Raw genomic sequence first — 23,939 nt, 5'->3', positions numbered from 1 at the left:
TGAATTCAGAGAAAAATCAAAAAATATTCTGAATTCGACATGGCCTCATTCGTCATTGCCAAACCAGTGACCGCGTATGAATCGCCGGTCGCGCCCCGGTTTCGAGAGTGGAGAAGCACCATGAACGCCTATGTCGCCGTCAGCGAAACGATGCGGGAAACGCCCGATGGCCTGCGCTTGCCGGCGACGGGGGCGCTCAGCCACACGCTGGCCTGCGGCCAGCCGCTGCGCGTGCTGCCGGGCAAGGCCGCTGGTGGCTTTCGGGTCGAGCACGAGGGGGAGGAGGTGGCCTTCGGCCATCTCGCCGGCCCGTCCTCCCGTCTCCTGACCTTCGAGGCTCTGCCGGCCTCGCCCGTTGCGACCGACGATATCGTCAACGCCGTGCTGGAAACGGTGCTTGCCGGCAATCCGGCGCTCGGCGCGGTGGATGTCGCCCTTGCCGACGAGGGGCTCGTGCAGCGCCTTCTGGGTACCGGTGCGCTCGAACGGCACGGCGAGCGGCTGGTCGCGCGGCCGGAATCCTTCTTCCAGTTGCAGAAACCCTGGCTCGGCGGCGTTCCTGCGGCCTATCCGGAAGTTTCGACGCTGACGAACGGCGCGCTGCATCCGCAGCGCCCGCCGAAGCCTGTCGGCCGCGTCTACAGCCGCTTCATTCCCTGGCTAAACACGGAGCTTGGCTTCCATGTCGCCGATGTCGAGGCGGATCTGCCGCATTTCCATCGCTGGATGAACGATCCGCGCGTTGCGGCGATCTGGGAGGATGCCGGCGACCTTTCCTACCATCGCGATTTCATCGCCGGCCGTCTCGCCGATCCGCGCACCCTGCCGCTGATCGGAACCTTCGGCGGCGTGCCCTTCGGCTATTTCGAGCTCTACTGGGCGAAGGAAGACCGCATCGGCCCGCATTACGAGGCGGACGGTTACGACCGCGGCTGGCATGTGGCCATCGGCGAGGATGATTTCCGCGGCAAGGCGTTCGTCAGCGCCTGGCTGCCCTCGCTGATGCACTACATGTTCCTCGCCGATGCGCGCACCCGCCGCATCGTCGGCGAGCCGATCCATCACCATCGCCAGCAGATCCGCAACCTCGACCGCTCCGGCTTCGCCAAGGTCAAGCACATCCAGTTCCCGCACAAGAAGGCGTTGCTCGTCATGCTCCTGCGCGAGCGCTTCTTCATGGACCGGCTGCTGTCTCCCGATCTCTCCGACCTGTCCGGCCCGGACGGCCTGCCCGTTCCGGGCTCGCTGGCGCGAGACGCCGCGTGATGAAAACCGCCGTGGACATGAACGATCCGCGCATCGTGCGGCTCGTTCTGACCGTCGCGCTGCCGGCGGTGGCGGGCCTTGCCGCCAATGCCGGGCACCATGCGGTCAATGCGCTCTTTCTCGGCGCGCTCGGGCCGGAGGTGCTCGGCGGCGTCGGGCTCGTCATGCCGCTTTTCTTGCTGGTGGGGGCCACGGGCCAGGGGCTTGGCATCGGCCTTGCGACGCTTCTGGCGCGCCGTCTCGGTGAGGGGGACCGCGCCGGGGCCGCTTCCGTCGCGATGACGGCGCTCGCGGCCACGGTGCCGCTCGGCGTTGCGCTCTCCGTGCCGATCTATCTCGGCCTGCCGGCCTTTGCCGGGGCGCTCGGGGCGGGCGAAGCGCTGCTTGCGCCCGGCCTCGATTACGGCCGGCTGCTCGCCGTCGGCCTGACGCTCGGGCTGTTGCAGGTGGTCTGCGATTTCATCGCCATCGCCGAGGGCAATTCGCGCTTTTCGATGATCGTGCTGATCGCGAGTTTTGCGCTCAACATCGTGCTCGACCCGATCTTCATCTTCGCCTTCGGCCTCGGGGCCGCCGGTGCAGCCCTCGCCACTGTGCTTTCGGCTGCGGCGGCGCTCTGCTGCTATGCGGTCTATTTCCTGCGCCGATGGGGCGCGGTGGACGTTCTTAACGGGAACATCCGCTGGTCCCTGCTGGGGCCGATCGGGAAAATCGGCGTGCCCGCCGCCGCCACGACGCTGGTGACCGGCATCGGCCTTCTCCTGCTGATGCGGGAGGCTGCCGTCCACGGCGGCGATGCGGGCGTCGCCGCGACCGCCATCGCCGTGCGGCTGATGACGCTCGGCCAGCTCCCCGTGCTCGGCTTTTGCCTCGGCGCGCAGAGCGTCGTCAGCCACGCCTTCGGCGCGGGCGACGCCGTGCGGCTGAAGCGCGTCATCCGCTTCATGCTGGCCGTGACGGTGCCGGCGGCGCTTTTCTATGCGGCGCTGCTGTTCGTCGCCGCCGAGCCGGTCGCGCGCCTCTTCACCGACGACCCTGCGGTCGTTCGCGAGGCCGGAGCCTGGCTGCGCGCGCTCTTTCCGGTCTTTCCGCTGGCGGCCTTCCAGTCCGTGCTGCTCGTGCTGCTGCAATCGCGCGGCCGGGCGGGGCTTTCGGCCCTGGTCGGGCTCGCGCCGCAGGGCTACCTGCTCATCCCGCTGCTGCTTCTCCTGCCGCTGTGGGCGGGGTTTGCCGGCGTTTCCGCCGCGCCTGCGCTGGCGGCCCTGCTGGCGGCCGTGCTCGGCCTCTTCGTCGCCCGGCACGAATGGTCCACCATCCCTAGGGCCGCATCGCAGCTTGCCAATCCATCGATCCGCCCTTCCTGACTTATGAGGAACACCATGAACGAGACCCCGAGATTCGACGCCTACCGCCATGCCGAAGCGCTGCCGCCGCTGCGCGACGACCCGTTCGACGCCGCCGTGCCGCCGATCTACCAGACGTCGCTCTTCCTCTTCGAAAGCTACAAGGAGCTTGAGGACGTCTTCGCCGGCCGTTCGAAAAAGCCGATCTATTCGCGCGGCGACAATCCCACCGTGCGCCTGCTGGAGCGCCGCATCGCCGATATGGAAGGCGCGGAAGAAGCCCGCGCCTTTTCCAGCGGCATGGCCGCCATCGCGGCCGCGGTGCTCGCCTTCGTCGGCCCGGGCGACCGCATCGTCACCGTGCGGCACGTCTATAGCGACGCCTTCCGCTTCTTCGAAAAGGTGCTGAAACGCTTCGGCATCCTCGTCGACTATGTCGACGGCACGGACACCGAGGCGATGCTGGCCACGCTGCCCGGCGCGCGGCTCGCCTATCTGGAAAACCCGACCTCCATGGTCTTCGAATTGCAGGACCTGAAGACGATCGGCGAGGCCGCCCGCCGCCACGGCGTGGTGACCATCGTCGACAATTCCTGGGCGACGCCGCTCTACCAGAACCCGCTGGATTTCGGCATCGATCTCGTCATCCATGCGGCCTCGAAATATCTCGGCGGGCAGAGCGATACGGTCGCCGGCCTCGTGGCGGGTTCCAAGGCGCATATCGACAGGATCAACAGCGAGATCTACCCCTATACCGGCGCAAAACTCGCGCCCTTCGAGGCATGGCTGGTGCTGCGGAACCTCGAAACCCTGCCGCTGCGCCTGCGCCACCACCACGAGGCCGGCCTTGCCGTCGCCTCCTGGCTTCAGGCGCACGAGGACGTCACCGATATCATGCACCCCGCCTTCTACGACCATCCCGGCAAGGCCACCTTCCGCGGCTTCGGCGGCCTGTTCTCCTTCGCGGTCTCGGACCGCATCGACGTCGCCGCCTTCGTCGACGCGCTGCGCCTGGTGCGCATCGGGGTGAGCTGGGGCGGGCCGGAAAGCCTCGTCGTGCCGGCCAAGGCTGCGCTCAGCATCTCGCCGGAAACCAACGTCTTTGCGCGCTTCGGCGTCAGCGACCGCACGATCCGGCTGAATGTCGGGCTGCATGAGGCGGAGAGCGTCATTGCCGATCTGGCGCAAGCCTTGCTGGCGGCGAAGCGCTAGAATGGTATCATGATCCCCGCATCATGCCCGGAGCGGAGCGGCCTTGCCGCTCCGCTCTTTGACATTCCCCGGACACATAGAGACACCATGCCCCTCTCCAACGAAACTCTGATCGCGCTTGCCGGCGAACACGGAACGCCGCTCTGGATCTATGACGCCGCCGCCATCCGCCGCCGCATCGAACAGCTCTCCGCCTTCGACGTCGTGCGCTATGCGCAAAAAGCCTGTTCGAACATCCATATCCTCGGCGAGATGCGCAAGGCCGGCGTGCGGGTCGATGCCGTCTCGCTCGGGGAGGTCGAGCGGGCGAAGCGGGCAGGTTATGTCGCCGGCAACGCCTCGGGCGCGGCCGATGTCGTCTTCACCGCCGATCTCTTCGACCGCCCGACGCTGGAGCGCGTCGTTTCCGATGGGATCGAGGTCAATGCCGGTTCCATCGATATGCTGCGGCAACTCGGCGAGCGTTCGCCGGGCCATCGCGTCTGGCTGCGCCTCAATCCCGGCTTCGGGCACGGCCACAGCAACAAGACCAACACCGGCGGCGAAAACAGCAAGCACGGCATCTGGTTCGAGCAGTTGCAGGACGCCATGGCGCTGGTGCGCCAATATTCCCTGACACTTGTCGGCCTGCACATGCATATCGGCTCCGGCGTCGATTACGGTCATCTGGAGAGGGTCTGCGGGGCCATGGTGGCGCTTTGCCGCAATCTCGGGGCCGATCTCGAAGCCATCTCGGCCGGCGGCGGCCTCTCCGTGCCCTACAGGGAGGGGGAGGAGGAGATCGAGCCTGCGCATTATTTCTCCCTCTGGGATGCGGCGCGCCGCGAGATCGAGGCTCATGTCGGCCATGCCGTCAGGCTCGAAATCGAGCCCGGCCGTTACCTCGCCGCTGACTCCGGCGTGCTCGTCTCGGAAGTCCGCGCCGTCAAGACCATGGGGCGCAACCGCTTCGTGCTCGTCGACGCCGGCTTCAGCGAACTGGCCCGGCCCGCCATGTACGGCAGCTACCACCATATCACCGCCATCCCGGAACGGACGATGACCCGGCCGACCATCGTCGCCGGCCCCTTGTGCGAATCCGGCGACGTCTTCACCCAGACGGAGACCGGAACGGTGCTGCCCCGCGACCTGCCCGACGTCGCGGTCGGCGAGCACCTGGTCTTCCATGGCGCGGGGGCCTATGGCGCGACGATGTCGTCGAACTACAACAGCCGGCTCTATGTGCCGGAAGTGCTTGTCGACGAGACGGGCGCCCGTCTGATCCGCCGCCGCCAGACGCTGGACGAGCTTTTGGCACTGGAGACGATCTAGCGGCGCCTTCGAAAAGGGGCGGTCTGGTTCGCTGCCGCACGCCGGGTTCGCGGCGAACACTGCGGCGGCGAACGACATTCGAGGTCCGGCGGGCTTCCTGCCGTGATCCTGCGGGCCTTCGGTTGTGGATCGTGGTGCCGGATCGCCCCGGAGAGAGGCCATGACGGTTCTTCCGGTCCCGCCTTTGGAGCCCGGTCCGCTGCCAGCGAGCGCGATTTCAACGCCGTCTTCGGGATGAGGCGACGCTCCCGGTGTTGGTGCGGTGCACAATGAAATGTGTCATTTCTTTGAACAGTCCTGCTTGACATTCGTCCAATATAGAGGTCAATTCCTGTTTACCGGAAATATCGTTCGGTATGTCGGACGGGGCGAGGAGGCCTTGTTTCAATAGATTTCAGTTGCTCGGGGCCTGCGCACCGTACGGATAATCACCGTGCGAAGGAGACGCTCGTCGTTCCGCAACGACTGTTCGGCATGGGCTCAACAAGAGGGGAACTAGAATGAGCGAGAAGCTGATGACCAACCGTAGAACTGCATTGAAGCTGTTCGGTGCGGGTGCCGCTGTTTTGACGATGCCGTACATCATCCGTCCGCGTCCTGCCTGGGCGGCAAACGGCGTGCTCAACGTTACGACCTATGACAAGTTCCTGCCGCAGGAATTCATCGACAAGTTTCAGCGCGACACGGGTATCGAGGTTCGCATCCGACTGACGGACGACCAGGGCAAGCAGTACAACCTGCTCACCGCCGAGGGTGCCAATCCGTCGACGGACATCGTCACCGTCGCTGGCCATCGCTATTCGCAGTTCATTGATTCCAAGCTGCTCCAGCCGCTCGACACCGGCAAGATCGCGAACTGGAAGAACCTTAACACCGCCTATCAGGACGCCACCTGGGCGCGCGTCAACGGCAATCTGTGGGGTCTGCCGATCCTCGCCGGCTACGAAGGGCTTGCCCGCAATGTCGACTATGTGAAGGACGCGCCGAGCTGGGAGATCATGTTCGATCCGCAGTACAAGGGGCAGACCTCCTACATCGTCAGCGACTTCATGACGATCGTCATGCAGTATCTCGGCCACGACGGTGACTTCACCACCTATGTCGACAAGCCCGATATCGCCCAGAAGGCGACCAATGAAGCGCGCGACTTCCTGATCAAGCACAAGGACATGGTGCGCAAGTACTATGACGCAGGCTCGGAAGTGCAGCAGATGTTCATCAACGAGGACATCTACCTCGCGCATTCCTGGTCCGGCCCGGCGGCAAAGCTCATCATCGACGGCCACCCGATCAAGCTTTCCGTGCCGAAGGAAGGTACGTTCGGCTTCTGCTACACGTTGAACGTGGTCAACAACGCTCCGAACGCCGAGAACGCCTACAAGCTGCTCGACGCGATCCTCGCAACCCCGGAAGTGGGCGCGGCGATGACCCGTCAGTCGGGCTACAGCTCGACCATAAACGGCGTTGGCGATCTGCTGAACGAACGCGAGAAACTCGCTTCGACGCTGCCGCAGGAAGAAATCGAACGCATCATCTTCTTCTCCTCGGTCAACCGCGACATGAAGAACGAGATGATCGACCGCGCGACCGCAGAGGTCAAGGCGGCCTGACGCGCTGGGTTTCGGCCCTGCCTGCCCGGTCTCCGGAGTGCTTCGACGCTCCAGGAGCCGGGCAGGCGGCTCGTCCATTTCACCAAACAGTGCGCGATGACTGTCCGCCGGCCTTGCCGCGCGGTCACGGTCGCTCTGCGCCAACCGAGATTGTCCAATGGTGAGTAGCAACACGACAGCCGGATACGGCACGGCGCACGACACGGCCGTACCGAAATACTCCACCGGCATAGCGAAGGTGGTCAATTCCGCGCTCTATCGACACACGCTCGGGGCGGCGGTGGAATCACGGATCGGCCGCGTCCTGCTTCTGGCCGGCGTGCCGCTGATCTGGCTGATCATGCTGCATGTCGGGCCGATCTATCAGATGCTGAAGATCAGCCTTCTGTCGCAATACCCCGTCCAGCCGGGCGGGGAGTCGCACTTCACGCTCGAAAACTACGCCATTTTCTTCCGTGAGGCGATCTACTTCACGCCCCTGATCCGAAGCTTCGTCTTTGCGACGGGTGCAACGGCGCTGACCCTCGTCGTGGTCTATCCCGTGGCCTACTACGTTGCCAAGATCGTCAGGCCGGAGGGCCGTTCCAAAGCGCTTCTGCTGCTTCTGGTGCCGTTCTGGGCCGGCGAGCTCATCCGGACGTTCTCCGTGATCATGCTGCTCGCCAATCGTGGTGCGCTCAACGTGCTGCTGCGTGACATCGGCCTGATCGACCGGCCGATCCCGATGCTCTATACGTCGTTCTCGCTGGGCTTCGGCCTCGTCTACCTGATCTGCCTCTACATGCTGCTGCCGCTCTACTCGGCGATCGAAAAGATCCCGTCGCCGCTGCTCGATGCGGCTGCGGATCTCGGCGCGGGCCCCTTCACTCGCTTCCGCCGGATCATTCTGCCGCTGTCGCGCGACGGCATCGTGTCCGGCTGCTGCCTGGTCTTCCTGACCTGCATCGGGGTCTTTGCGACACCCATGCTGCTCGGCGGCCCCAACACCGTACTCTTTCCTGAAACGATCAGCGGCTTCTTCCATGGCGCCAGCGACAAGTGGCCGGTCGGCGCCGCCTTCGCCCTGATCATGCTGGTGACCGCACTTATCGCCGCCGCCATCTTCATGCGGCTGGTCGGCGGGCGCAAACGGAGGGCAATCTGATGCGCACCCTGTTTTCCGATGTCCCGCGCACAACGCTCACGGCGTTCTACTGGGCCTTCATTCTCTACCTGCTTCTGCCGCTCACGCTGATGATGGCAATGAGCTTCAAGGATGCGAACTTCGTCGCCTTCCCGATCGGCGAATGGACGTTCGACTGGTACATCAAGGTGATGCAGGACAAGCAGTTCCTGGAAGCCTGCCTCTATTCGATCATGATCGCGGCGGCGGCGACGCTTGCGGCGACCACCCTCGGCGTCTGGATCGCCATGCTCATCGTTGCCGACGGCATTCGCGGTCAGGTCGTGCTCTTCGCGCTCGCCTGCCTGCCGGCGGTCGTGCCGGGCATGATCTCGGCGATCTCTCTTCGCATCTTCATCTCGACCATCGACCTGCCGACGGGAACGGCGGCCATCATCCTCGGCCATACCGTTCATGCCGTGCCCTTCGTGGTCGTCATGGCGCTGACCCGCCTGCGCTCGATGCCGGGCAATCTCGTCGATGCGGCCCGCGACCTTGGCGCCGACAGCATCGTCGCCTTCTTCCGCGTGACGCTGCCGTACCTCAAGCCGGCGCTTGTCGGCGGCATGATCTTCTGCGTGCTGCTGTCGATCGACGACTTCGTCCGCACCTTCTTCCTCGGCGGTTATCGCCCGACCTTGCCCATGCTGATCTTCGCCAAGGTGCAGGGCGGCATGTCTCCCGAGATCAACGCAATGGCGACGCTCGTTCTCGTGGTTACGGCTGCCGTCGGACTGTACGCCGAATACTTCACCCGCCGCGCGAGGACCCGCTGATGGAACCCGTTGTTCAATTCGACAATGTCACCAAGAGCTATGGCGGCTATGTCGCCGTCGAGAACCTGAACCTGAGCATCGAGCCGGGCAAGTTCGTCACGCTTCTTGGCCCCTCCGGATGCGGCAAATCCACGTCGCTGCGCATGCTCGGCGGTTTCGAGACGCCGACATCCGGACGCATCCTGCTCAGCGGCAAGGACGTCACGCGGGTGCCGCCGAACAAGCGCAACGTCAACATCGTCTTCCAGGACTATGCCCTCTTCCCGCACATGACCGTTGCCAAGAACATCGCCTTCGGCCTCGAGCTGAAGGGGCTTGATAACGCGAGGATCCATCGCCGGGTCTGCGAACTGCTGGAGCTGGTTCAGCTTCAGGACTATGCCAAGCGCCTGCCGGCGGAATTGTCCGGCGGCCAGCGCCAGCGCGTGGCGCTCATGCGGGCACTGGCGCCGGATCCGGACGTGCTGCTGCTCGACGAGCCGCTGTCGGCGCTCGACGCCAAGCTGCGCCAGCAGATGCAGATCGAGCTCAAGGCCATTCAGGAGAAGACCGGCAAGACCTTCATGTTCGTGACCCACGATCAGGAGGAGGCGCTGACGATGTCGGACACGATCGTGGTCATGAACAAGGGCCGCATCGAACAGATGGGCGATCCCAACACGCTGTACGGGCGTCCCGGTTCGGTCTTCGTCGCCAACTTCATCGGCGAGACCAATCTGCTGCGCAGTGCCGTTCTCGGCTTTGAGGACGGCGTGGCCGCGCTGAACTGGAACGGCGTCACCATCAAGGCGAATCCCGGCGGGCTGGCGCCGAAGGTCGGCGACAATCTCTACGTCGTCCTGCGTCCCGAGGCCATTCATTGCTCTGCGAGCGAGCCGGCAACTGCCAACCGCATCAAGGGCAAGATCCGCCAGCGGGTGTTCAAGGGCAATCACACCTCGATGATGGTCCAGGTCGGCGACGGCGCCCTGCTGAACACCCTGGTTCACCCGAGCGAGGTCGAGCAGCTCGACGGCGAGGACGTCTGGCTCGGCTGGAAGCCCGAGACTGCGACGGTCATCCCCGACCGGCGCGCGAACACCTAGACGAACAGCGCCCCGCACCCAAACGGTGCGGGGCGTCCGGAAGCAAGGCGGCCGATGCGAGCGAAAAGCTCCACCGGGCGAGGGAGGTGAACCATGGCTTATGACGTTGATATGCCGATTCAATCTGCAGCTACGAGCCTGCCGGAGCTGGAACGGCGTGTCCGCGACGATCTCGCCTGCCTTTGTTATCCCCCGGCAAACTGGGTCGTGCCGACGCCTCTCGCAGAACCGGTTCACGATGTCGTCGTCATCGGTGGCGGCATGTGCGGCCTCGTTACCGGCTTTGCGCTGATCGGCGCCGGCATTCGCAACATCCGCATCTTCGATCGCAGCGAGCCGGGTCTCGAAGGGCCGTGGCTGACCTATGCGCGCATGGAAACGTTGCGCTCGCCCAAGCAGCTGACCGGTCCGGCCTACGGCATGGCATCGCTCACATTCCGTGCCTGGTACGTCGCCCAGTTCGGCAACGACGCCTGGGCTGCGCTCGACAAGATCCCGCGTCCGATGTGGATGGAGTATCTGCGCTGGTATCGCAAGGTGCTCGAGCTGCCGGTCGAGAACAATGTCGAGGTGACCGCGATCCGGCCCGAGGGGGCGCTGATGCGGCTGATGACCTCGGGCAAGGGCGCCCGGGAGACCTCCGTGCTCGCCCGCAAGGTTGTCATGGCGACCGGGCGCGACGGCATGGGGCACCCCAGCATTCCGGATTTCGTCAACGGCTTGCCGGAGACATACTGGGCGCATTCCTCGCATGACATCGATTTTGCTGCCCTGCGCGGCAAACGCGTCGTCGTTGTCGGTGTCGGGGCGTCGGCGGTCGACAATGCCGCCGAAGCCCTGGAGGCCGGCGCAGCCGAGGTTCGCCATCTCATCCGGCGCAAGGAAATGCCGTGCATCAACAAACTGATGGGCATCGGCTCGTTCGGTTTCACCGCCGCTTTCCCGCAGCTCGGCGACGCCCGGCGCTGGCAGATCATGAACTATTCCTTGCGGACCCAGACACCGGCGCCGCGCGGCTCGACGATGCGGGTCAGCCGCCATCCGAACGCCTATTTCCATTTCGACGCCGCGGTCGAGACGGTGGAGCTCGACGGCGACGAGATCGTTGTCGGCACGTCGCAGGGCAAGCCCGTGCGCGCCGACTTCCTTATTCTGGGGACGGGTTTCGGGGTTGATCCGCTGGCCCGCAAGGAACTCGACGGCTATGCCGACAAGATCCTGTTGTGGCAGGATCGCTTCACGCCGCCGCCGGGGCAGGAGAACGAGCAGCTCGGCAAGTTCCCTTATCTCGCCGAGGATTTCACTTTCCTCGAGCGTGTGCCCGGTGATGCGCCCTGGCTTGCCAACATCCACAGCTTCAATTCGGGCGCAGCGGCCAGCCTCGGCAAGGTGAGCGGGGACATTCCGGGCATCAGCGAAGGCGCGTCCTGGCTGGCGCGCGAGATTGCCGCCAAGCTCTATGAGGAAAACTTCGGCCAGTACTGGCAGCGGTTGCTCGACTACGACACGCCCGAACTGCGCGGCGACGAATGGACCGCGTCGCCCTTGCCGGACGGCGAAACCCTTGACGACCGCAAGCAGGCATAGGAGGACGGAATGGCTGAGAACGAGGACGTGATTGCCGCAATCGTCGGGATCGAGCCGGGCAGCGCCTTGGCCGAAACGGTGGCCGGCCGCGCCGACATCATGGCACTGACCCAGCAGACGCATGATGGCGCGCTCACACCGGCGGATCCCGGCGGACTGTCGCACGCAGAGCGGGCCGCGCTCGCCTTGCGGATTGCGAAGATCAACGACCAGAAGGCGTTCGAGGATCACTTCGAGGCCATGCTGGAGAAAGCCGGAATGCCGGAAGACGCCGCACGCATGGCCGACATCTGGTTCGACGGCGGCAGCGATGCGCGGGCCCGGGCGTTGATCCGCCATGTCGATCTGGTGGCACATTCGCCAAAGGATGCGACGCGCCGCGATATCGAACTGCTCCGGGAAGCCGGGATCGGCGATGCCGACATCGTCAGGCTCTCGGAGCTCGTCGCCTTCGTCAGCTATCAGATCCGGGTCGCGGTTGGCCTGCAATTGATGCGGGGGCTGGCATGAGCAAGACGATACACGAATTCACGACCGACGTTCCGCAGTGGAACCCCTATGTGGTTCCGCTGGATCTAGCCGAAGCGACGAACGAGCAGCTCGACGCGCTGAAGATCACGCCGTCCAATACCAAGGTTTCCGACTATGTGCTGGTGCTGGCGCATGACGTCGAGACGTTGAAGCACCGCTCGCCGCTGTTCAACGCCGTCATGTACAATCGCGGCGGGCTTTCGCGCGCCGAACGCGAGCTTGGCGCTGTCGGCGCCTCGATCGTCAACCGCTGCATCTATTGCGCGGCGGTGCATGCCAGCCGCTACAACCAGCTGACCAAGGAGATCGATGTCATCGCGGCGATTTTCGCCCATGGCGTCGATGCGCAGATCGAGCCCAGGCTCAAGGCGATCCTGAATTTTGCGGTCAAGCTTTCGAAATGCCCATCCGATGCGACCGCCGACGACATGGCGGCTTTGGTCGCAGCCGGTTTGAACAAGGACGAAATCCTCGACCTCATCCTGTCGACCGCCTTGTTCGGCTGGGCCAACCGGCTGATGCACACGCTCGGCGAGCCGGTCGGGGAATGATTGTTCGAGATGCCCATGAGGCAGCCAGAGGGGGACAGTGCATGCTTTCGATCAATCCGCCCGAAATCGGACCGCGCCTGCAGGCCTATCGCAAGGAGCTGAATCTGACCCTTGCCGAACTGGCGGCCCTGTCGGGCGTTTCACGCTCGATGCTGTCGGAAATAGAACGCGGCAATGCCAACCCCACCTACGGCACCCTGTGGCACCTGACACGCGCGCTCAAGATCGACTTCAACAGTCTGGTCAGCGGCGCAAGCGAGGAGCGCAGCGGCTCCGTCATCGACCTGCAGCCGGGCAATCTGACGCCGACCATCCGCAGCGCGGACGGAACGTGCACGCTGCAAATCCTGTCGCCGGCCAGCATGGTGTCGCTGATCGAGTGGTATCTCCTGAGTTTCGAGGCCGAGGGGGAGCTGGTGAGCGACCCGCACGAAACCGGAACCGTCGAGCATCTGCACTGCACCAAGGGCGAGATTATCGTGCGCAGCGCGGGAAACACCATGATCGTGCGCGCCGGCGAGACGGCGCGCTATGCCGCCGACGTGCCGCATTCGCTGACAAGCGTCGGCGCTGTGGGAGCCGGTGCGTTTCTCGTCGTGGCGTCCGGTGATGTCGGGCCGCACACGCCGAGGGCATCGACACGCCCGAAGTAACGATCGGCCCCACGGCCGAAACCATGATTAAGCAGAAAGGAATTATCGATGCGGACAGGAATTGTCGGAGCGGGTTCGATCGCTTTTGGAACGGCGGCACTCGTCGAGCAGCAGGGACACGAGGTGACGCTGTGGTCGCCTTCCGGCGAACGCACGCGCGCGCTTGCCAGCGGTGAAGCGCTTGTCGCGGAAGGTGCGATCCAGGGCACCTTCCACCCGGCTGTCGCAACCAGCGCCGCGGAGCTGGTCGCGGGGGCAGAAGCGCTCGTCATCGCCCTGCCTGCCTATGGCCACAAGACCGTGCTGGACGCCATTGCCCCGCACATCACCTCCTCGCAGATCGTCATCTTCAGCTCGCATGCGTCGTTCGGCGCGCTGTATCTCTCCCGCCTGCTGGCCGCGCGCGGCATCGTCATCCCGATTGTCGCATGGGGCACCACCGCCGTCTCGGGTCGGCAGTTGAGCCAGACGTCGGTCAATGTGAATACAATCCGCAAGCAGGTCGATCTCGCGACGGTGCCGGCCTCGGCCAGCGACGTGGGGCTCTCCGTCTGCCGGTCCCTGTTCGGCGACCGTTTCCGTGACCGGGGCAGCCTGCTGGCGATTGCGCTCTCCAACCTCAATCCGCAGAACCACATGGGCATTGCGCTCGGCAACATGACCCGCATGGAGCGCGGCGAGACGTGGAGCCAGGGGCAGAATGTCACGCCGAATGTCGGTCGTCTCCTCGAAGACCTCGACAAGGAGCGCATCGCCATCGCCACGAAGCTCGGCCTGGAAGTGCGCGATATCTTCCAGCATTTCCACCTGTCGTTCCATGTGCCGGTCAACTCCATCTCCCAGATGAACCAGGAGATGCACGCGGCCGGCAATGGCGGCAGCGGTCCCACCACCGCCGACAGCCGCTATGTGACGGAGGACGTTCCCTTCGGTCTCGTCATGACGGCGAAGATCGGGCGTCTCGCGGGCCATCCCGCGGACCTGCATGAAGCCGGCGTTCGTATTTTCTCGTCGATGTACGGCCGAGATTTCACCGCAGAGAACGACCTTCTCAATGCCCTCGATCTCGATGCGATGTCGCTGGACGAGCTCAAGGGTCTGTGCCGCGACGGGTTCCCGGCAGCCGCCTGACGGCCACTTTCATCTGCCCGCCACGGCCATGCGTCCGTGGCGGGCAAAGGGAACATGATGCCGGCGAACGGCACCGTGCTCCCTTCCGCTTGCCACCATGATATCCGATGCCGTGCCGCAAGGGGCCGATGCTGGAACGAGGTCTTTATTCCCCATGAACACCGCCTTTTTGTCCCATCTCTCCCAGGAAATTGATGCTCTCAAAACCGCGGGCCTTTACAAGGCCGAGCGGGTGATCACCTCCAGGCAGGCCGGCGAGATCGCCGTTGCCTCGGGTGAGCGCGTGCTGAACTTCTGCGCCAACAACTATCTCGGCCTTGCCGACAACGCGGAACTGGCCGAGGCCGGCAAAAGGGCGCTCGACCGCTACGGCTACGGCATGGCCTCGGTGCGCTTCATCTGCGGCACGCAGGAGGAGCACAAGGAACTCGAGGCCCGCATCTCGTCCTTCCTCGGGCTGGAGGACACCATCCTCTATTCCTCCTGCTTCGATGCCAATGGCGGTCTCTTCGAGACCCTGCTCGGCGAAGAGGACGCCATCATCTCCGATGCCTTGAACCATGCCTCGATCATCGACGGCGTGCGCCTCTCCAAGGCGAAGCGCTTCCGCTATGCCAACAACGACATGGCGGCGCTGGAGGAGGAACTGAAGAAGGCGGAAGGCAGCCGCTTCAAGATGATCGCCACCGACGGCGTCTTTTCCATGGACGGCATCATCGCCAATCTCGGCGGCGTCTGCGACCTTGCGGAAAGATACGGCGCCATGGTCATGGTGGACGACAGCCATGCGGTGGGTTTCGTCGGCAGGCACGGCCGCGGCTCGGCCGAACATTGCGGCGTGGAAGGGCGCATCGACATCATCACCGGCACGCTGGGCAAGGCGCTGGGCGGGGCGTCCGGCGGCTATACGTCGGGCCGGAGGGAAGTGGTGGAGTGGCTGCGCCAGCGCTCGCGGCCCTATCTCTTCTCCAACACGCTGGCCCCTGTCATCGCGGCGGCCTCGCTGAAGGTGTTCGACCTGATCGACAATGGCGATGCGCTGCGGCGGCGGCTCTATGCCAATGCGGATCTGTTCCGCAGGGAGATGACCAAACTCGGTTTCACACTTGCGGGCGAGGGGCATCCGATCATCCCGGTCATGCTGGGAGATGCAGCGCTGGCGCAGGAGATGGCCTCGCGCATGCTGGCGCGGGGCGTCTATGTGATCGGCTTTTCCTTCCCGGTCGTGCCGCGCGGCCAGGCGCGCATCCGCACCCAGATGTCGGCGGCGCACGGCGAGGCGGATGTCCGCAAGGCCATCGACGTCTTCGCGGAGGTCGGGCGTGAGCTCGGCGTGATCGGATAAACGGCAGGTTGCCGGCAGCCGCCTTCTGGAAGCGGCGGTGCTGCCGGCCCATTCTGAAACAGATACGGCCCCGTTTGCGGGGCGGCGTGAGCCACGAAGGGCTGAGACGAAGACATGTCGAACACAATGCGAGCGCTGGTGAAGGCGAAGTCCGAGCCGGGAATCTGGATGGAGGAGGTTCCCGTTCCGGACATCGGCCCGAACGACGTCCTGATCAAGATCCGGAAGACCGCGATCTGCGGGACCGATGTCCACATCTACAACTGGGACCAGTGGGCGCAGAAGACCGTTCCGGTCCAGATGGTGACGGGCCACGAATTCGTCGGCACGATCGCGGATTTCGGGTCGGCTGTCACGCAGTACAAGGTCGGGCAACGGGTTTCGGGCGAGGGGCACATCGTCTGCGGCCATTGCCGCAACTGCCGTGCGGGCCGCGGGCACCTGTGCCGCAACACGCTGGGCGTCGGCGTCAACCGGCCGGGCGCCTTTGCCGAATATCTCGCGATACCGCAGGAGAATGTCGTGCCGATCCCGGATGACGTTCCGGATGAGATCGCCGCGATCTTCGATCCGCTCGGCAATGCCGTGCACACCGCGCTGTCCTTCGATCTCGTCGGCGAGGACGTGCTCGTCACCGGTGCAGGGCCGATCGGCATCATGGGGGCGTTGGTCGCCCAATGTGCCGGTGCGCGGAAGGTCGTCATCACCGATATCAATCCGGTCCGCCTGGAACTCGCCCGCAAGATGGGCGTGCGCTACGTCGTCGATGCGTCGCGGGAAAAGCTCAAGGACGTGATGCCGACCATCGGCATGACGGAAGGTTTCGACGTCGGCCTCGAGATGTCGGGCGCGGCACCGGCCTTCCGCGACATGATCGACACGATGAACAATGGCGGCAAGATCGCCATTCTCGGCATCGCCCCGACCGGATTCGAGATCGACTGGAACAAGGTCATCTTCAAGATGCTGCACCTCAAGGGCATCTACGGCCGCGAGATGTACGAGACCTGGTACAAGATGATCGCCCTGGTTCAGGGTCCCCTGGATGTTTCCGGCCTGATCACCCACCGGATTGCCATCGATGAGTATCAGGCAGGGTTCGAGGCGATGCGCACGGGCAGTTCGGGCAAGGTCGTCATGGATTGGTAAGCGCGGAAAACCGTGCCGGCGGGCCGGATCGGAAACGCCGGCACACGAAATTGCGATGACATCAGGTCAGGCGGACGCGGCCGCTGTTTGGTTTCCGCCGGGGCCTTCGAACAATGAACATTCCGTTACCTGTCGACCAACACGAAAACTGGAACCGCCGGATGCTCACCCTGGCGCTTCCCATCATTCTGGCCAATCTGGCGCAGCCGGTATTGTCGCTGGTCGATACGATGGTGGCGGGGCATCTTCCCGGGCCGTGGTTCCTGGGCGGCGTGGCGCTGGGCGGGGTGCTGTTCAATTTCCTCTTCTGGAGCTTCAGCTTCCTGCGGATGGCGACGACCGGTCTGGTCGCCCAGGCCTGGGGCGCGGATGACAGCGCCCTCGTGCGCAAGCACCTGCTGCGGGCCCTTCTCGTCGCCGCGGCCGGTGGCGGGGCCATCGTCCTGTTGCAGAAGCCGATCATCGAGACCGGGCTTGCCCTTCTCGGTGGAAGCGAGGCGGTCTACGAGAGTGCCGCCGCATATGCCTTTGCCCGAATCTGGTCGGCGCCCGCATCCCTTGGAAACTTCGTCCTGCTCGGTTATCTCCTCGGTCGCCAGCGCGTGATGGTTTCGCTTGCCCTTCAGATCGCCCTCAACGTGATCAACCTGGCCGCGACGCTGGCGCTCGTCCTCGTCTTCGACTGGGGCGTTGCCGGTATCGGCGCCGGCACCGCTCTTGCCGAGTGGGCAGCCTTCATCATCGGTCTGGCTATCGTTCGGCCATTCAGGGCAAATCCTGCGCTGGCGTGGCGGGACCTGCTGGATGGAGCCGCCTTTCGCCGGCTGGTCGCGGTCAACCGCGACATATTCCTGCGCAGCCTGCTTCTCCTGATCTGCTTCGGCTGGTTCGCCCGCAGCGGCGCTGCGGAAGGCGATGCCATCCTGGCCGCCAACGCAGTTCTCCTGAACCTCCACGGCATCACGTCCTACGGTCTCGACGGCTTCGCGCATGCCACGGAAACGCTCGTCGGCTCGGCGATCGGCGCACGTCGCCGGGAAGCGCTGCGCCGGGTGATCAGGGCCGCATTCCTTTGGTCGGGGCTGGTCGCCCTCCTGTTTTCGCTTTGTTATGCCGTGGCGGGCTCGCAGATCATCGCGCTTCTGACCAATCAGGAGGACGTGCGCGCCACAGCTACCCAGTTCCTGCCCTACGTCATCGCCCTGCCTCTCATCTCGGTTTTCGGCTACATGCTCGACGGCGTGTTCATCGGCGCGATCCGCACGCGGGACCTGCGCAACAGCATGTTCATTTCGACAGCCATCTTCCTCGTGTCGGCCTATGGCCTCCAGCAAATCTGGGGCAACCACGGTCTTTGGATGGGGATGATCGTGCTGATGGTCGCGCGGACCGTGACGCTGGGGCGGAACCTGAAGCACATTTTTTCCGAAATGTAGACGAAGGCGGTCGACCTCCACCGGCGGCGCCCTGCGAGATCCGTTTCCTGCTGCCGGCCGCGAGCGCAAACCCATGGAGGGAACTGGCCTGCGAACCGGCTCTGGGCACAAATCGGCACTCAGCCAAAGCGGTCGATCAGATAGGGCGCCAGTTGCGGCTTCGAACGACGGTCCGTCATGCCGTCGCGCACCAGTTCCGCCGTGCGTGCGGCCATCGTCAATCCGAGATGGCCATGGCCGAATGCATAGAAAACATCGGGGTTGCGAGGTGACGGGCCGATCACGGGCAGCGAGTCCGGTGTGGATGGCCGGAAGCCCATCCACTCGGTTACGGGCATTCTGTCTTTCAAGGCAGGAAGAGCGCTTCTGGCCGACGGGATGAGTGCCCGTATCCGGGAATAGTTCGGCGGCGCCTTCAGCCCGGCGAGTTCATCGCCACTTACCAGACGAACCCCGTCGTGCATCGGCGAAAGCACCAGCGACAAGCGTGGGATGACCACCGGACCGCGCAGCAGCCGGCCCGTCTCTTCTCCGAATGCGATGTGGTATCCGCGCTCGGTATCCAGGCTTACGCGGTCGCCGACCTGCCGCACCAAATTGGCCGACCAGGCCCCTGCCGCAATGACCAAACGATCGAAACTGCGCACCCCGTCCTCGGCATGGACTGTGGCGCCCGCTTGAGGCCCGCGTGCAACGCCTTTGACATGCCGGCGCAAATGCACGGCACCCAATCGCGACGCGCCTTCAAGATAGGCCTTGGCCAAGGCCCCGGGGTTGCGCACGAAGCCGCTCTCGAATTGATGAAGCCCGAAAAGGCAAAGGGAGGGGTCGAGGTTTGGCTCCAGATCGGTCAGGGCCTTGCGGTCGAGAATCGTGTAGCGAACCCCAAAACGATCCATCAGACGGCGATCGAGCGCGGTGGTCTCGAACTCCTGTTGCGAGCCATAGACCTTCAACCAACCCTCCTGGCCAATCAACGACTGGGCACCGCATCGCGACGCGAGGGTTTGATGCGCGGCAAGGGACTGCGAGACGAGCGGATGGAGTGCCGCCGAGATCCGATCGACCTCGGCCGGCCTGGCGGCGCGGATGAAGCGCACAAGCCAAGGCAGCACGCGAATTGAATGGCGCATGCGAAGGACCGCGGGGGAAGACCGATCCAGCAGATAGGACGGAAGGGCACGCAGGACATCCGGCGTCGCAGTCGGCGTCACGGAGCCGGTAACAATGCCGCCTGCATTGCCGGAGGAGGTGCCGGCTCCCGGCAGGTCAGGATCGAACACTGTCACCCTGTGGCCGTCGAGGGCCAGGGCGAAAGCGGTCGCGCATCCCACGATGCCCGCGCCAACGATGGCAATCGCCAAAGGCGCAGTTTCATTCACACGCGTTTGCATGGAACATCCCACCCGAATTGACAGGGTTTCGACCCTAGTGCTGCAGGATCTTGCCGAGGAAATCCCGCGTCCGGTCGTTTTGCGGCGCGGTGAAGAATATCTCTGGTTTTGCAGCTTCGACGATGGCGCCGCGATCCATGAAGATAACCCGATCGGCCACCCGCCGGGCAAAACCCATTTCGTGAGTCACGACCATCATCGTCATGCCTTCCCGCGCGAGCGACACCATCACATCCAGCACTTCATTGATCATCTCGGGGTCCAGCGCAGAGGTCGGCTCATCGAACAGCATGATTTTGGGCTGCATCGCCAGCGACCTGACGATAGCGACCCGTTGCTGCTGGCCGCCGGAGAGCTGATGGGGATAGTTGCCCATCTTGTCGCCGAGGCCGACCTTTTCCAGCAGGGCCCGGCCGCGCGCCTCAGCCTCGGCTCTGGGAAGCTTGCGCACGTGGATCGGCGCGAGGACCACATTCTCCAGGGCAGTTTTGTGCGGATACAGGTTGAACTGCTGGAACACGAAACCGACCTCCATCCGCAGATTGCGCAACCGCGTTTCAGGAGTGCCGAGCCTTGCGCCATCGACGGTCAGGCCGCCTTTTTGAAACGTCTCCAGGCCATTGCCGCATCTGATCAGCGTGCTTTTACCCGAACCGGACGGGCCACAGACCACGACGACCTCCCCCTTGCCAACGCTGAGATTGACATCGTTCAGGACGTGCAGGGGGCCATACCATTTGTTGAGAGATTGAAACTCGATCATGGGGTGATATCCAGTGGGAACAAGGTCGTGACAGTCATGGCATTCCCGTCACAGGGCCGTGGGCTGGCCCTGGCCTTCCATACGGCGCGCCAGATAGATCAGCGGGTAGCAGATCACGAAGTACGACAGGCCCACGATCGCGAAGACGAGAAGGCCGTTGGGGATCGACTGCACCATCACCCAGCCCGCCCGCGTCAGATCCAGCAGGCCGATGGCGGAGACGACGGACGAATCCTTGATCAACAGCACGAACTGCCCGACGAGGGACGGGGTCACAATCCGGGTGGCCTGCGGCAGGATGACGTGGCGCATCTGCTGGGTGCGGGTCAGACCCGAGGCCGCCGCCGCTTCCGATTGCCCCGGCGGTACGGCTTTGATGCCTGATGCGACGATCTCTCCGATGAAGCAGGCGGCGGCATTCGACAGGGCGACCACGCCCGCCCAGAAGGCGCTCAATTCTATTCCCGTTTCGGGCAGAATGAAAAAGACGAGGAACACCTGGACGAGGAACGGCGTGCCTCTAAAGAAATCCACATAGAGACCCACCAGCTGCGAAAGCCAGCGTTGCGATCCCGCGCGAACGATGCCGAATGCGAAGCCGACGGCAACGCCTATGACAAGGCTCAGCGCGGATAGCGACACCGTCATGCCGATGCCCTTCAGCAAAACGGGCCAGTAGCCGATTGCCTGGTCAATCTGGAACCATACCATCTCCGCTCCTCCCTCAGGCCTTGCCGGGATGCTGGCTCTGGTGTGCCCAAAGGCCCGCCAGTGCTTTCAGGGTGTAGTACAAAACGAGATAGGCAAGTGCCGTTGCAACGAGGCCTTCGACCGGCATGAAGCGATCGATGGCGATCATCTGCCCGGCGCGCGTCAACTCCACCACCGAGATGAGCGACAGCAGGGACGAGTCCTTGACCAGCACGATGGCCTGGCCGATCAGTGGCGACACCGTGGGCCGCACGGCTTGCGGAAGGACAATCAACCGCATGCGCTGCAGATAGGTCAGCCCGGTGCTCATCGCCGCCTCGATCTGCCCGCGCTGGATCGAGAGAATCCCCGAGCGGACAATTTCGGCGACGTAGGCACCGGAGTTCAAGGACAGCGCGATGACCCCGATCACGATTTCCGGCACCAGAATGCCGAGGCGGGGCAATCCGAAATACAGAAAGTAGAGCTGCGCCAACAACGGTGTCGCGCGAATTGCATCGACATAGGCCACGGCAGGCCATTTGAGCCAGCGCAGCGGCTGGATGCTGAGAGTGCAGGCAATGATGCCGAGAACAATGGCCCCGGCAAAACCGGCAGCCGACAACAGGAGCGTCGCGAGAAAACCCTGCCAGATGTCCGGCAGATATTCCAGCATCACACGCGTATTCAGGTTTCCAAACATGGCACCGATTTTCAAGGCAGGATGCGGCGCGCGATCACGGGCAGTCATCCGCCCGTGATGTCGGCGCTCGGAACGAGAGTTTGTCAGGGAAAAGTGGAATCCGGCTTGCCCGAGAAGACAAACGAAAACAAAGAACGCTGAAGCTGTCAGATTCAGTACGACGCTGACGGACTCTAGTGCTCGGCTTTCCACTTGTCCGAGTTTACCCAATAGTTGAGGTTTTCCTGAAGCCGCCCGTCGAGCGTGGTGTTGTCGATGAACAGGTTTGCCCAGGTAAGGAGATCCATCGAGTCATATCGCACGGCATAGGCCAGCGGTTCCTTGGAAAGGAGGTCCGGAAAAACCGTGAACGTGCCGGCACCGTATGTGGCCGTTTGCGCCGCGACGGCCGAGCTGTCGTTCAGTCCGCAATCAGCCTGGCCTGAAGCGACCGCGTCCAGGAGCAGCGTACCCGAGCCCTTGAACGATTTGACCTGACCTTGCGGGAATGCCACCGGAGCGAGTTTCTCGCCGGTCGAACCGAGGAGCACCGCGATCGTCGTGCCGGGCGCCCTGCAATCCTCGACGGTCTTGAACGCACCGTCGCCCTTGCTGAAGGCGACAGCGCCAACATAAATGAAAGGCTTGGTAAAACCGACTTTGGTTGCGCGCGCCAGCGTCGGCGTCATGTCTGCAGCGAGAATGTCTGCCTTGCCGGACATCAGCGCCGGCAGCAGGCCGTCCCAGTCGAAGTCGAGATAGACGACCTTGACGCCCATCTCCTTTGCCATCAGCGTTGTCAGATCGATGGCGCTGCCGGTCCTGTTGCCGCTCTTGTCCATGAACGAGAAGGGAGGCCCCTGGGTTTGCACTGCGACGCGCAATTCGCCGCGTGCAATGATGTCGTCCAGCGTGCCGGCATTGACCGAAGTTGCACCTGCGGCCTGTGTCATGACGGCAAGCGTCGCCGTCAGAACAAACGCATTGAGTTTGCTCATTCATCCTCTCCCATTTATTGAAATACCGGACCTCCCGGCCTTTGCTTCCTACAGGCCGCCCATCACTCCCGGCCCGGATCTGCAGCGAGGTCGTCTCTGCCGATTTCGTCGTCCCAGACGCCTTTCGGCAAGCTGAGCCATTTGTTGTGTGATTTCATCACCACGAAGGTTTCGCTGCTGCGGATCACGCCTGGTTCCTCCAGGCCGGGCAGCAGCTCGCTGGTAACCCGGTAGAGTTCGTCCATGTCCCCTTCGAACAGCACTTCGGCAATGATGTCGTAGCGGCCGGTCACGAGGCTGACGGAGGCCACATAGGGCAATTCGGAAATCTTTTTGGCAATCTCGTTCAGCCGGCCATGGCCATTTGCGCGGATGCCAACCATCGCGCACACGAGTTCGGGCCGCTCCGATATGTTCAGCACGCCGACGATCTTCAGCAGGTTCCGCTCGATCAAGGATTTCAGGCGCGCCCGCACGGTCGGGGGGCTGAGGCCCAGACGCTCCGCCAAATCATTGACCCCGTCACGACCGTCGTCCGACAGCAGTTTCGTAAGGTGCCTGTCTATCCGGTCCAATACAGCGCGCATTCTGTCCTTCTTGTATGGCTGGCTCGATGAGGGGAGAATAGGAATTAAGAAAAAAATAGCAACACATTTTTTCCTTTTAGAAAAATTAAGCGATGCTTTCTTTCCATTTATGCTGTCTTAGTGTGTGAAGAGGCCTGCGAGCACACCCAGTCCGATTATAACACTCCGCAAGCGAGTGCTCCCAGGGCCTCATCAAGACGCACCATGGCATCTGGATTGCGCACAGGGGTAGCCTTGCGCGCGCAACCGACGCATCGCCATCGCCGGGCTTACCGGCGCGGTGTTTGTCAAGAATGGCGCGGGCCGTGGCGAAATCCTGCCGGCCCGTTTGCTTGACGGAGGCAGCGGTCCGCCGCGCTGTAGCGCAAACAAAGAGAACCCGCCGTGGCCGCAAACCACCGAAGCGTGGCTCCGGAGGAGGGCACTTGCGGGACCAGTTCAGCGCTTCGCCTGTCGTTTCAGAAAAAATCAGAAAATTTCAGAAAGCTGGGGCGGCCGTATCAGGACCTTCGCTGGCGGCGGGATTATCTATGTCGCGCACGGGAATGGGGAACGGCATTCGTGCCTTGGCCGTGGGCGGCGGCCGACGAATGTCGATAGCGACAGCGTGGTTTCGAGCGCCCGCCCGCGGGACGCTTTGGTTGCCAACACGACGCCACGGCAGCGGGGACACGATT

General features: G+C 63.7%; 22 protein-coding genes. 16 read left to right on the top strand and 6 right to left on the bottom strand.

Annotated elements, in window-relative coordinates; all coding sequences use genetic code 11:
• The first annotated feature begins 120 nt into the window (after positions 1 to 120).
• The 16 genes from K0P03_RS12385 (at position 121) to K0P03_RS12310 (ending at position 18,148) form a co-directional block, all read left to right on the top strand.
• Positions 121 to 1,266 carry a GNAT family N-acetyltransferase gene (locus K0P03_RS12385; protein WP_272789733.1) on the top strand — a complete coding sequence of 382 codons (1,146 nt, stop codon included), beginning with the start codon at positions 121 to 123 and terminating at the stop codon, positions 1,264 to 1,266.
• On the top strand, positions 1,266 to 2,630 hold the full coding sequence (locus K0P03_RS12380) for an MATE family efflux transporter (protein WP_272789732.1): 1,365 nt from the start codon (positions 1,266 to 1,268) through the stop codon (positions 2,628 to 2,630). The genes K0P03_RS12385 and K0P03_RS12380 overlap by 1 nt, the downstream gene beginning before the upstream one ends.
• Positions 2,631 to 2,645: 15 nt before the next feature.
• The gene (locus K0P03_RS12375) at positions 2,646 to 3,821 is read left to right on the top strand and encodes a PLP-dependent transferase (protein WP_272789731.1); all 1,176 of its coding nucleotides are present in this window, start codon (positions 2,646 to 2,648) and stop codon (positions 3,819 to 3,821) included.
• A gap of 87 nt (positions 3,822 to 3,908) precedes the next feature.
• Positions 3,909 to 5,132, top strand: coding sequence for a diaminopimelate decarboxylase (gene lysA / locus K0P03_RS12370; RefSeq protein ID WP_272789730.1), 1,224 nt, complete (start codon positions 3,909 to 3,911; stop codon positions 5,130 to 5,132).
• A 500-nt stretch (positions 5,133 to 5,632) separates the two neighbouring features.
• Positions 5,633 to 6,742, top strand: a complete 1,110-nt coding sequence (locus tag K0P03_RS12365) for an extracellular solute-binding protein (protein WP_024270246.1) — start codon at positions 5,633 to 5,635, stop codon at positions 6,740 to 6,742.
• A 157-nt stretch (positions 6,743 to 6,899) separates the two neighbouring features.
• Positions 6,900 to 7,886, top strand: a complete 987-nt coding sequence (locus tag K0P03_RS12360; protein ID WP_272789729.1) for an ABC transporter permease — start codon at positions 6,900 to 6,902, stop codon at positions 7,884 to 7,886.
• Complete coding sequence (locus K0P03_RS12355) at positions 7,886 to 8,680, top strand: ABC transporter permease (RefSeq protein WP_023515470.1); 795 nt, start codon at positions 7,886 to 7,888, stop codon at positions 8,678 to 8,680. Before K0P03_RS12360 ends, K0P03_RS12355 begins: the two co-directional genes overlap by 1 nt.
• Positions 8,680 to 9,765 (top strand): ABC transporter ATP-binding protein, encoded by a 1,086-nt coding sequence (locus K0P03_RS12350; protein ID WP_050746843.1) that lies wholly within the window; start codon positions 8,680 to 8,682, stop codon positions 9,763 to 9,765. Before K0P03_RS12355 ends, K0P03_RS12350 begins: the two co-directional genes overlap by 1 nt.
• A gap of 93 nt (positions 9,766 to 9,858) precedes the next feature.
• On the top strand, positions 9,859 to 11,352 hold the full coding sequence (locus tag K0P03_RS12345; RefSeq protein ID WP_272789728.1) for an NAD(P)-binding domain-containing protein: 1,494 nt from the start codon (positions 9,859 to 9,861) through the stop codon (positions 11,350 to 11,352).
• A 9-nt stretch (positions 11,353 to 11,361) separates the two neighbouring features.
• Positions 11,362 to 11,862, top strand: coding sequence for a CMD domain-containing protein (locus tag K0P03_RS12340; RefSeq protein ID WP_050746844.1), 501 nt, complete (start codon positions 11,362 to 11,364; stop codon positions 11,860 to 11,862).
• Positions 11,859 to 12,434: a peroxidase-related enzyme gene (locus K0P03_RS12335; protein WP_272789727.1), complete on the top strand. Its 576-nt coding sequence runs from the start codon at positions 11,859 to 11,861 to the stop codon at positions 12,432 to 12,434. The genes K0P03_RS12340 and K0P03_RS12335 overlap by 4 nt, the downstream gene beginning before the upstream one ends.
• Before the next feature lie 41 nt (positions 12,435 to 12,475).
• Entirely contained in the window at positions 12,476 to 13,087 is a 612-nt protein-coding gene (locus tag K0P03_RS12330) for a helix-turn-helix domain-containing protein (RefSeq protein ID WP_272789726.1), read from the top strand.
• Positions 13,088 to 13,135: 48 nt separating this feature from the next.
• On the top strand, positions 13,136 to 14,218 hold the full coding sequence (locus tag K0P03_RS12325) for an NAD/NADP octopine/nopaline dehydrogenase family protein (protein ID WP_023516847.1): 1,083 nt from the start codon (positions 13,136 to 13,138) through the stop codon (positions 14,216 to 14,218).
• A 154-nt stretch (positions 14,219 to 14,372) separates the two neighbouring features.
• The gene (locus K0P03_RS12320) at positions 14,373 to 15,563 is read left to right on the top strand and encodes a glycine C-acetyltransferase (protein WP_272789725.1); all 1,191 of its coding nucleotides are present in this window, start codon (positions 14,373 to 14,375) and stop codon (positions 15,561 to 15,563) included.
• A gap of 114 nt (positions 15,564 to 15,677) precedes the next feature.
• Positions 15,678 to 16,712, top strand: a complete 1,035-nt coding sequence (gene tdh / locus K0P03_RS12315; RefSeq protein WP_272789724.1) for an L-threonine 3-dehydrogenase — start codon at positions 15,678 to 15,680, stop codon at positions 16,710 to 16,712.
• A gap of 161 nt (positions 16,713 to 16,873) precedes the next feature.
• On the top strand, positions 16,874 to 18,148 hold the full coding sequence (locus K0P03_RS12310) for an MATE family efflux transporter (protein ID WP_197283983.1): 1,275 nt from the start codon (positions 16,874 to 16,876) through the stop codon (positions 18,146 to 18,148).
• Between the two features lie 119 nt (positions 18,149 to 18,267).
• On the opposite strand, the gene K0P03_RS12305 is transcribed toward K0P03_RS12310, so the two are convergent.
• From K0P03_RS12305 to K0P03_RS12280, 6 genes are all read right to left on the bottom strand, one after another.
• A complete protein-coding gene (locus tag K0P03_RS12305) occupies positions 18,268 to 19,542 on the bottom strand; it encodes an NAD(P)/FAD-dependent oxidoreductase (protein ID WP_272789723.1) in 1,275 nt (424 codons plus the stop codon).
• Positions 19,543 to 19,576: 34 nt separating this feature from the next.
• Positions 19,577 to 20,305 (bottom strand): amino acid ABC transporter ATP-binding protein, encoded by a 729-nt coding sequence (locus tag K0P03_RS12300; protein ID WP_272789722.1) that lies wholly within the window; start codon positions 20,303 to 20,305, stop codon positions 19,577 to 19,579.
• Between the two features lie 48 nt (positions 20,306 to 20,353).
• On the bottom strand, positions 20,354 to 21,016 hold the full coding sequence (locus tag K0P03_RS12295; protein WP_130515179.1) for an amino acid ABC transporter permease: 663 nt from the start codon (positions 21,014 to 21,016) through the stop codon (positions 20,354 to 20,356).
• A gap of 13 nt (positions 21,017 to 21,029) precedes the next feature.
• Positions 21,030 to 21,746 (bottom strand): amino acid ABC transporter permease, encoded by a 717-nt coding sequence (locus K0P03_RS12290; protein ID WP_245290220.1) that lies wholly within the window; start codon positions 21,744 to 21,746, stop codon positions 21,030 to 21,032.
• A gap of 125 nt (positions 21,747 to 21,871) precedes the next feature.
• Positions 21,872 to 22,675, bottom strand: coding sequence for an ABC transporter substrate-binding protein (locus tag K0P03_RS12285; protein WP_272789721.1), 804 nt, complete (start codon positions 22,673 to 22,675; stop codon positions 21,872 to 21,874).
• Positions 22,676 to 22,737: 62 nt separating this feature from the next.
• The gene (locus tag K0P03_RS12280) at positions 22,738 to 23,262 is read right to left on the bottom strand and encodes an Lrp/AsnC family transcriptional regulator (RefSeq protein WP_023516600.1); all 525 of its coding nucleotides are present in this window, start codon (positions 23,260 to 23,262) and stop codon (positions 22,738 to 22,740) included.
• Between the last annotated feature and the right edge of the window lie 677 nt (positions 23,263 to 23,939).

This window comes from Shinella sp. HY16 (assembly GCF_028534175.1).
In the GTDB taxonomy this organism is placed as follows: Bacteria; Pseudomonadota; Alphaproteobacteria; order Rhizobiales; family Rhizobiaceae; genus Shinella.
Note: the sequence above shows the minus strand (reverse complement) of the source record. Positions and strands in the feature narration are given on the sequence as shown.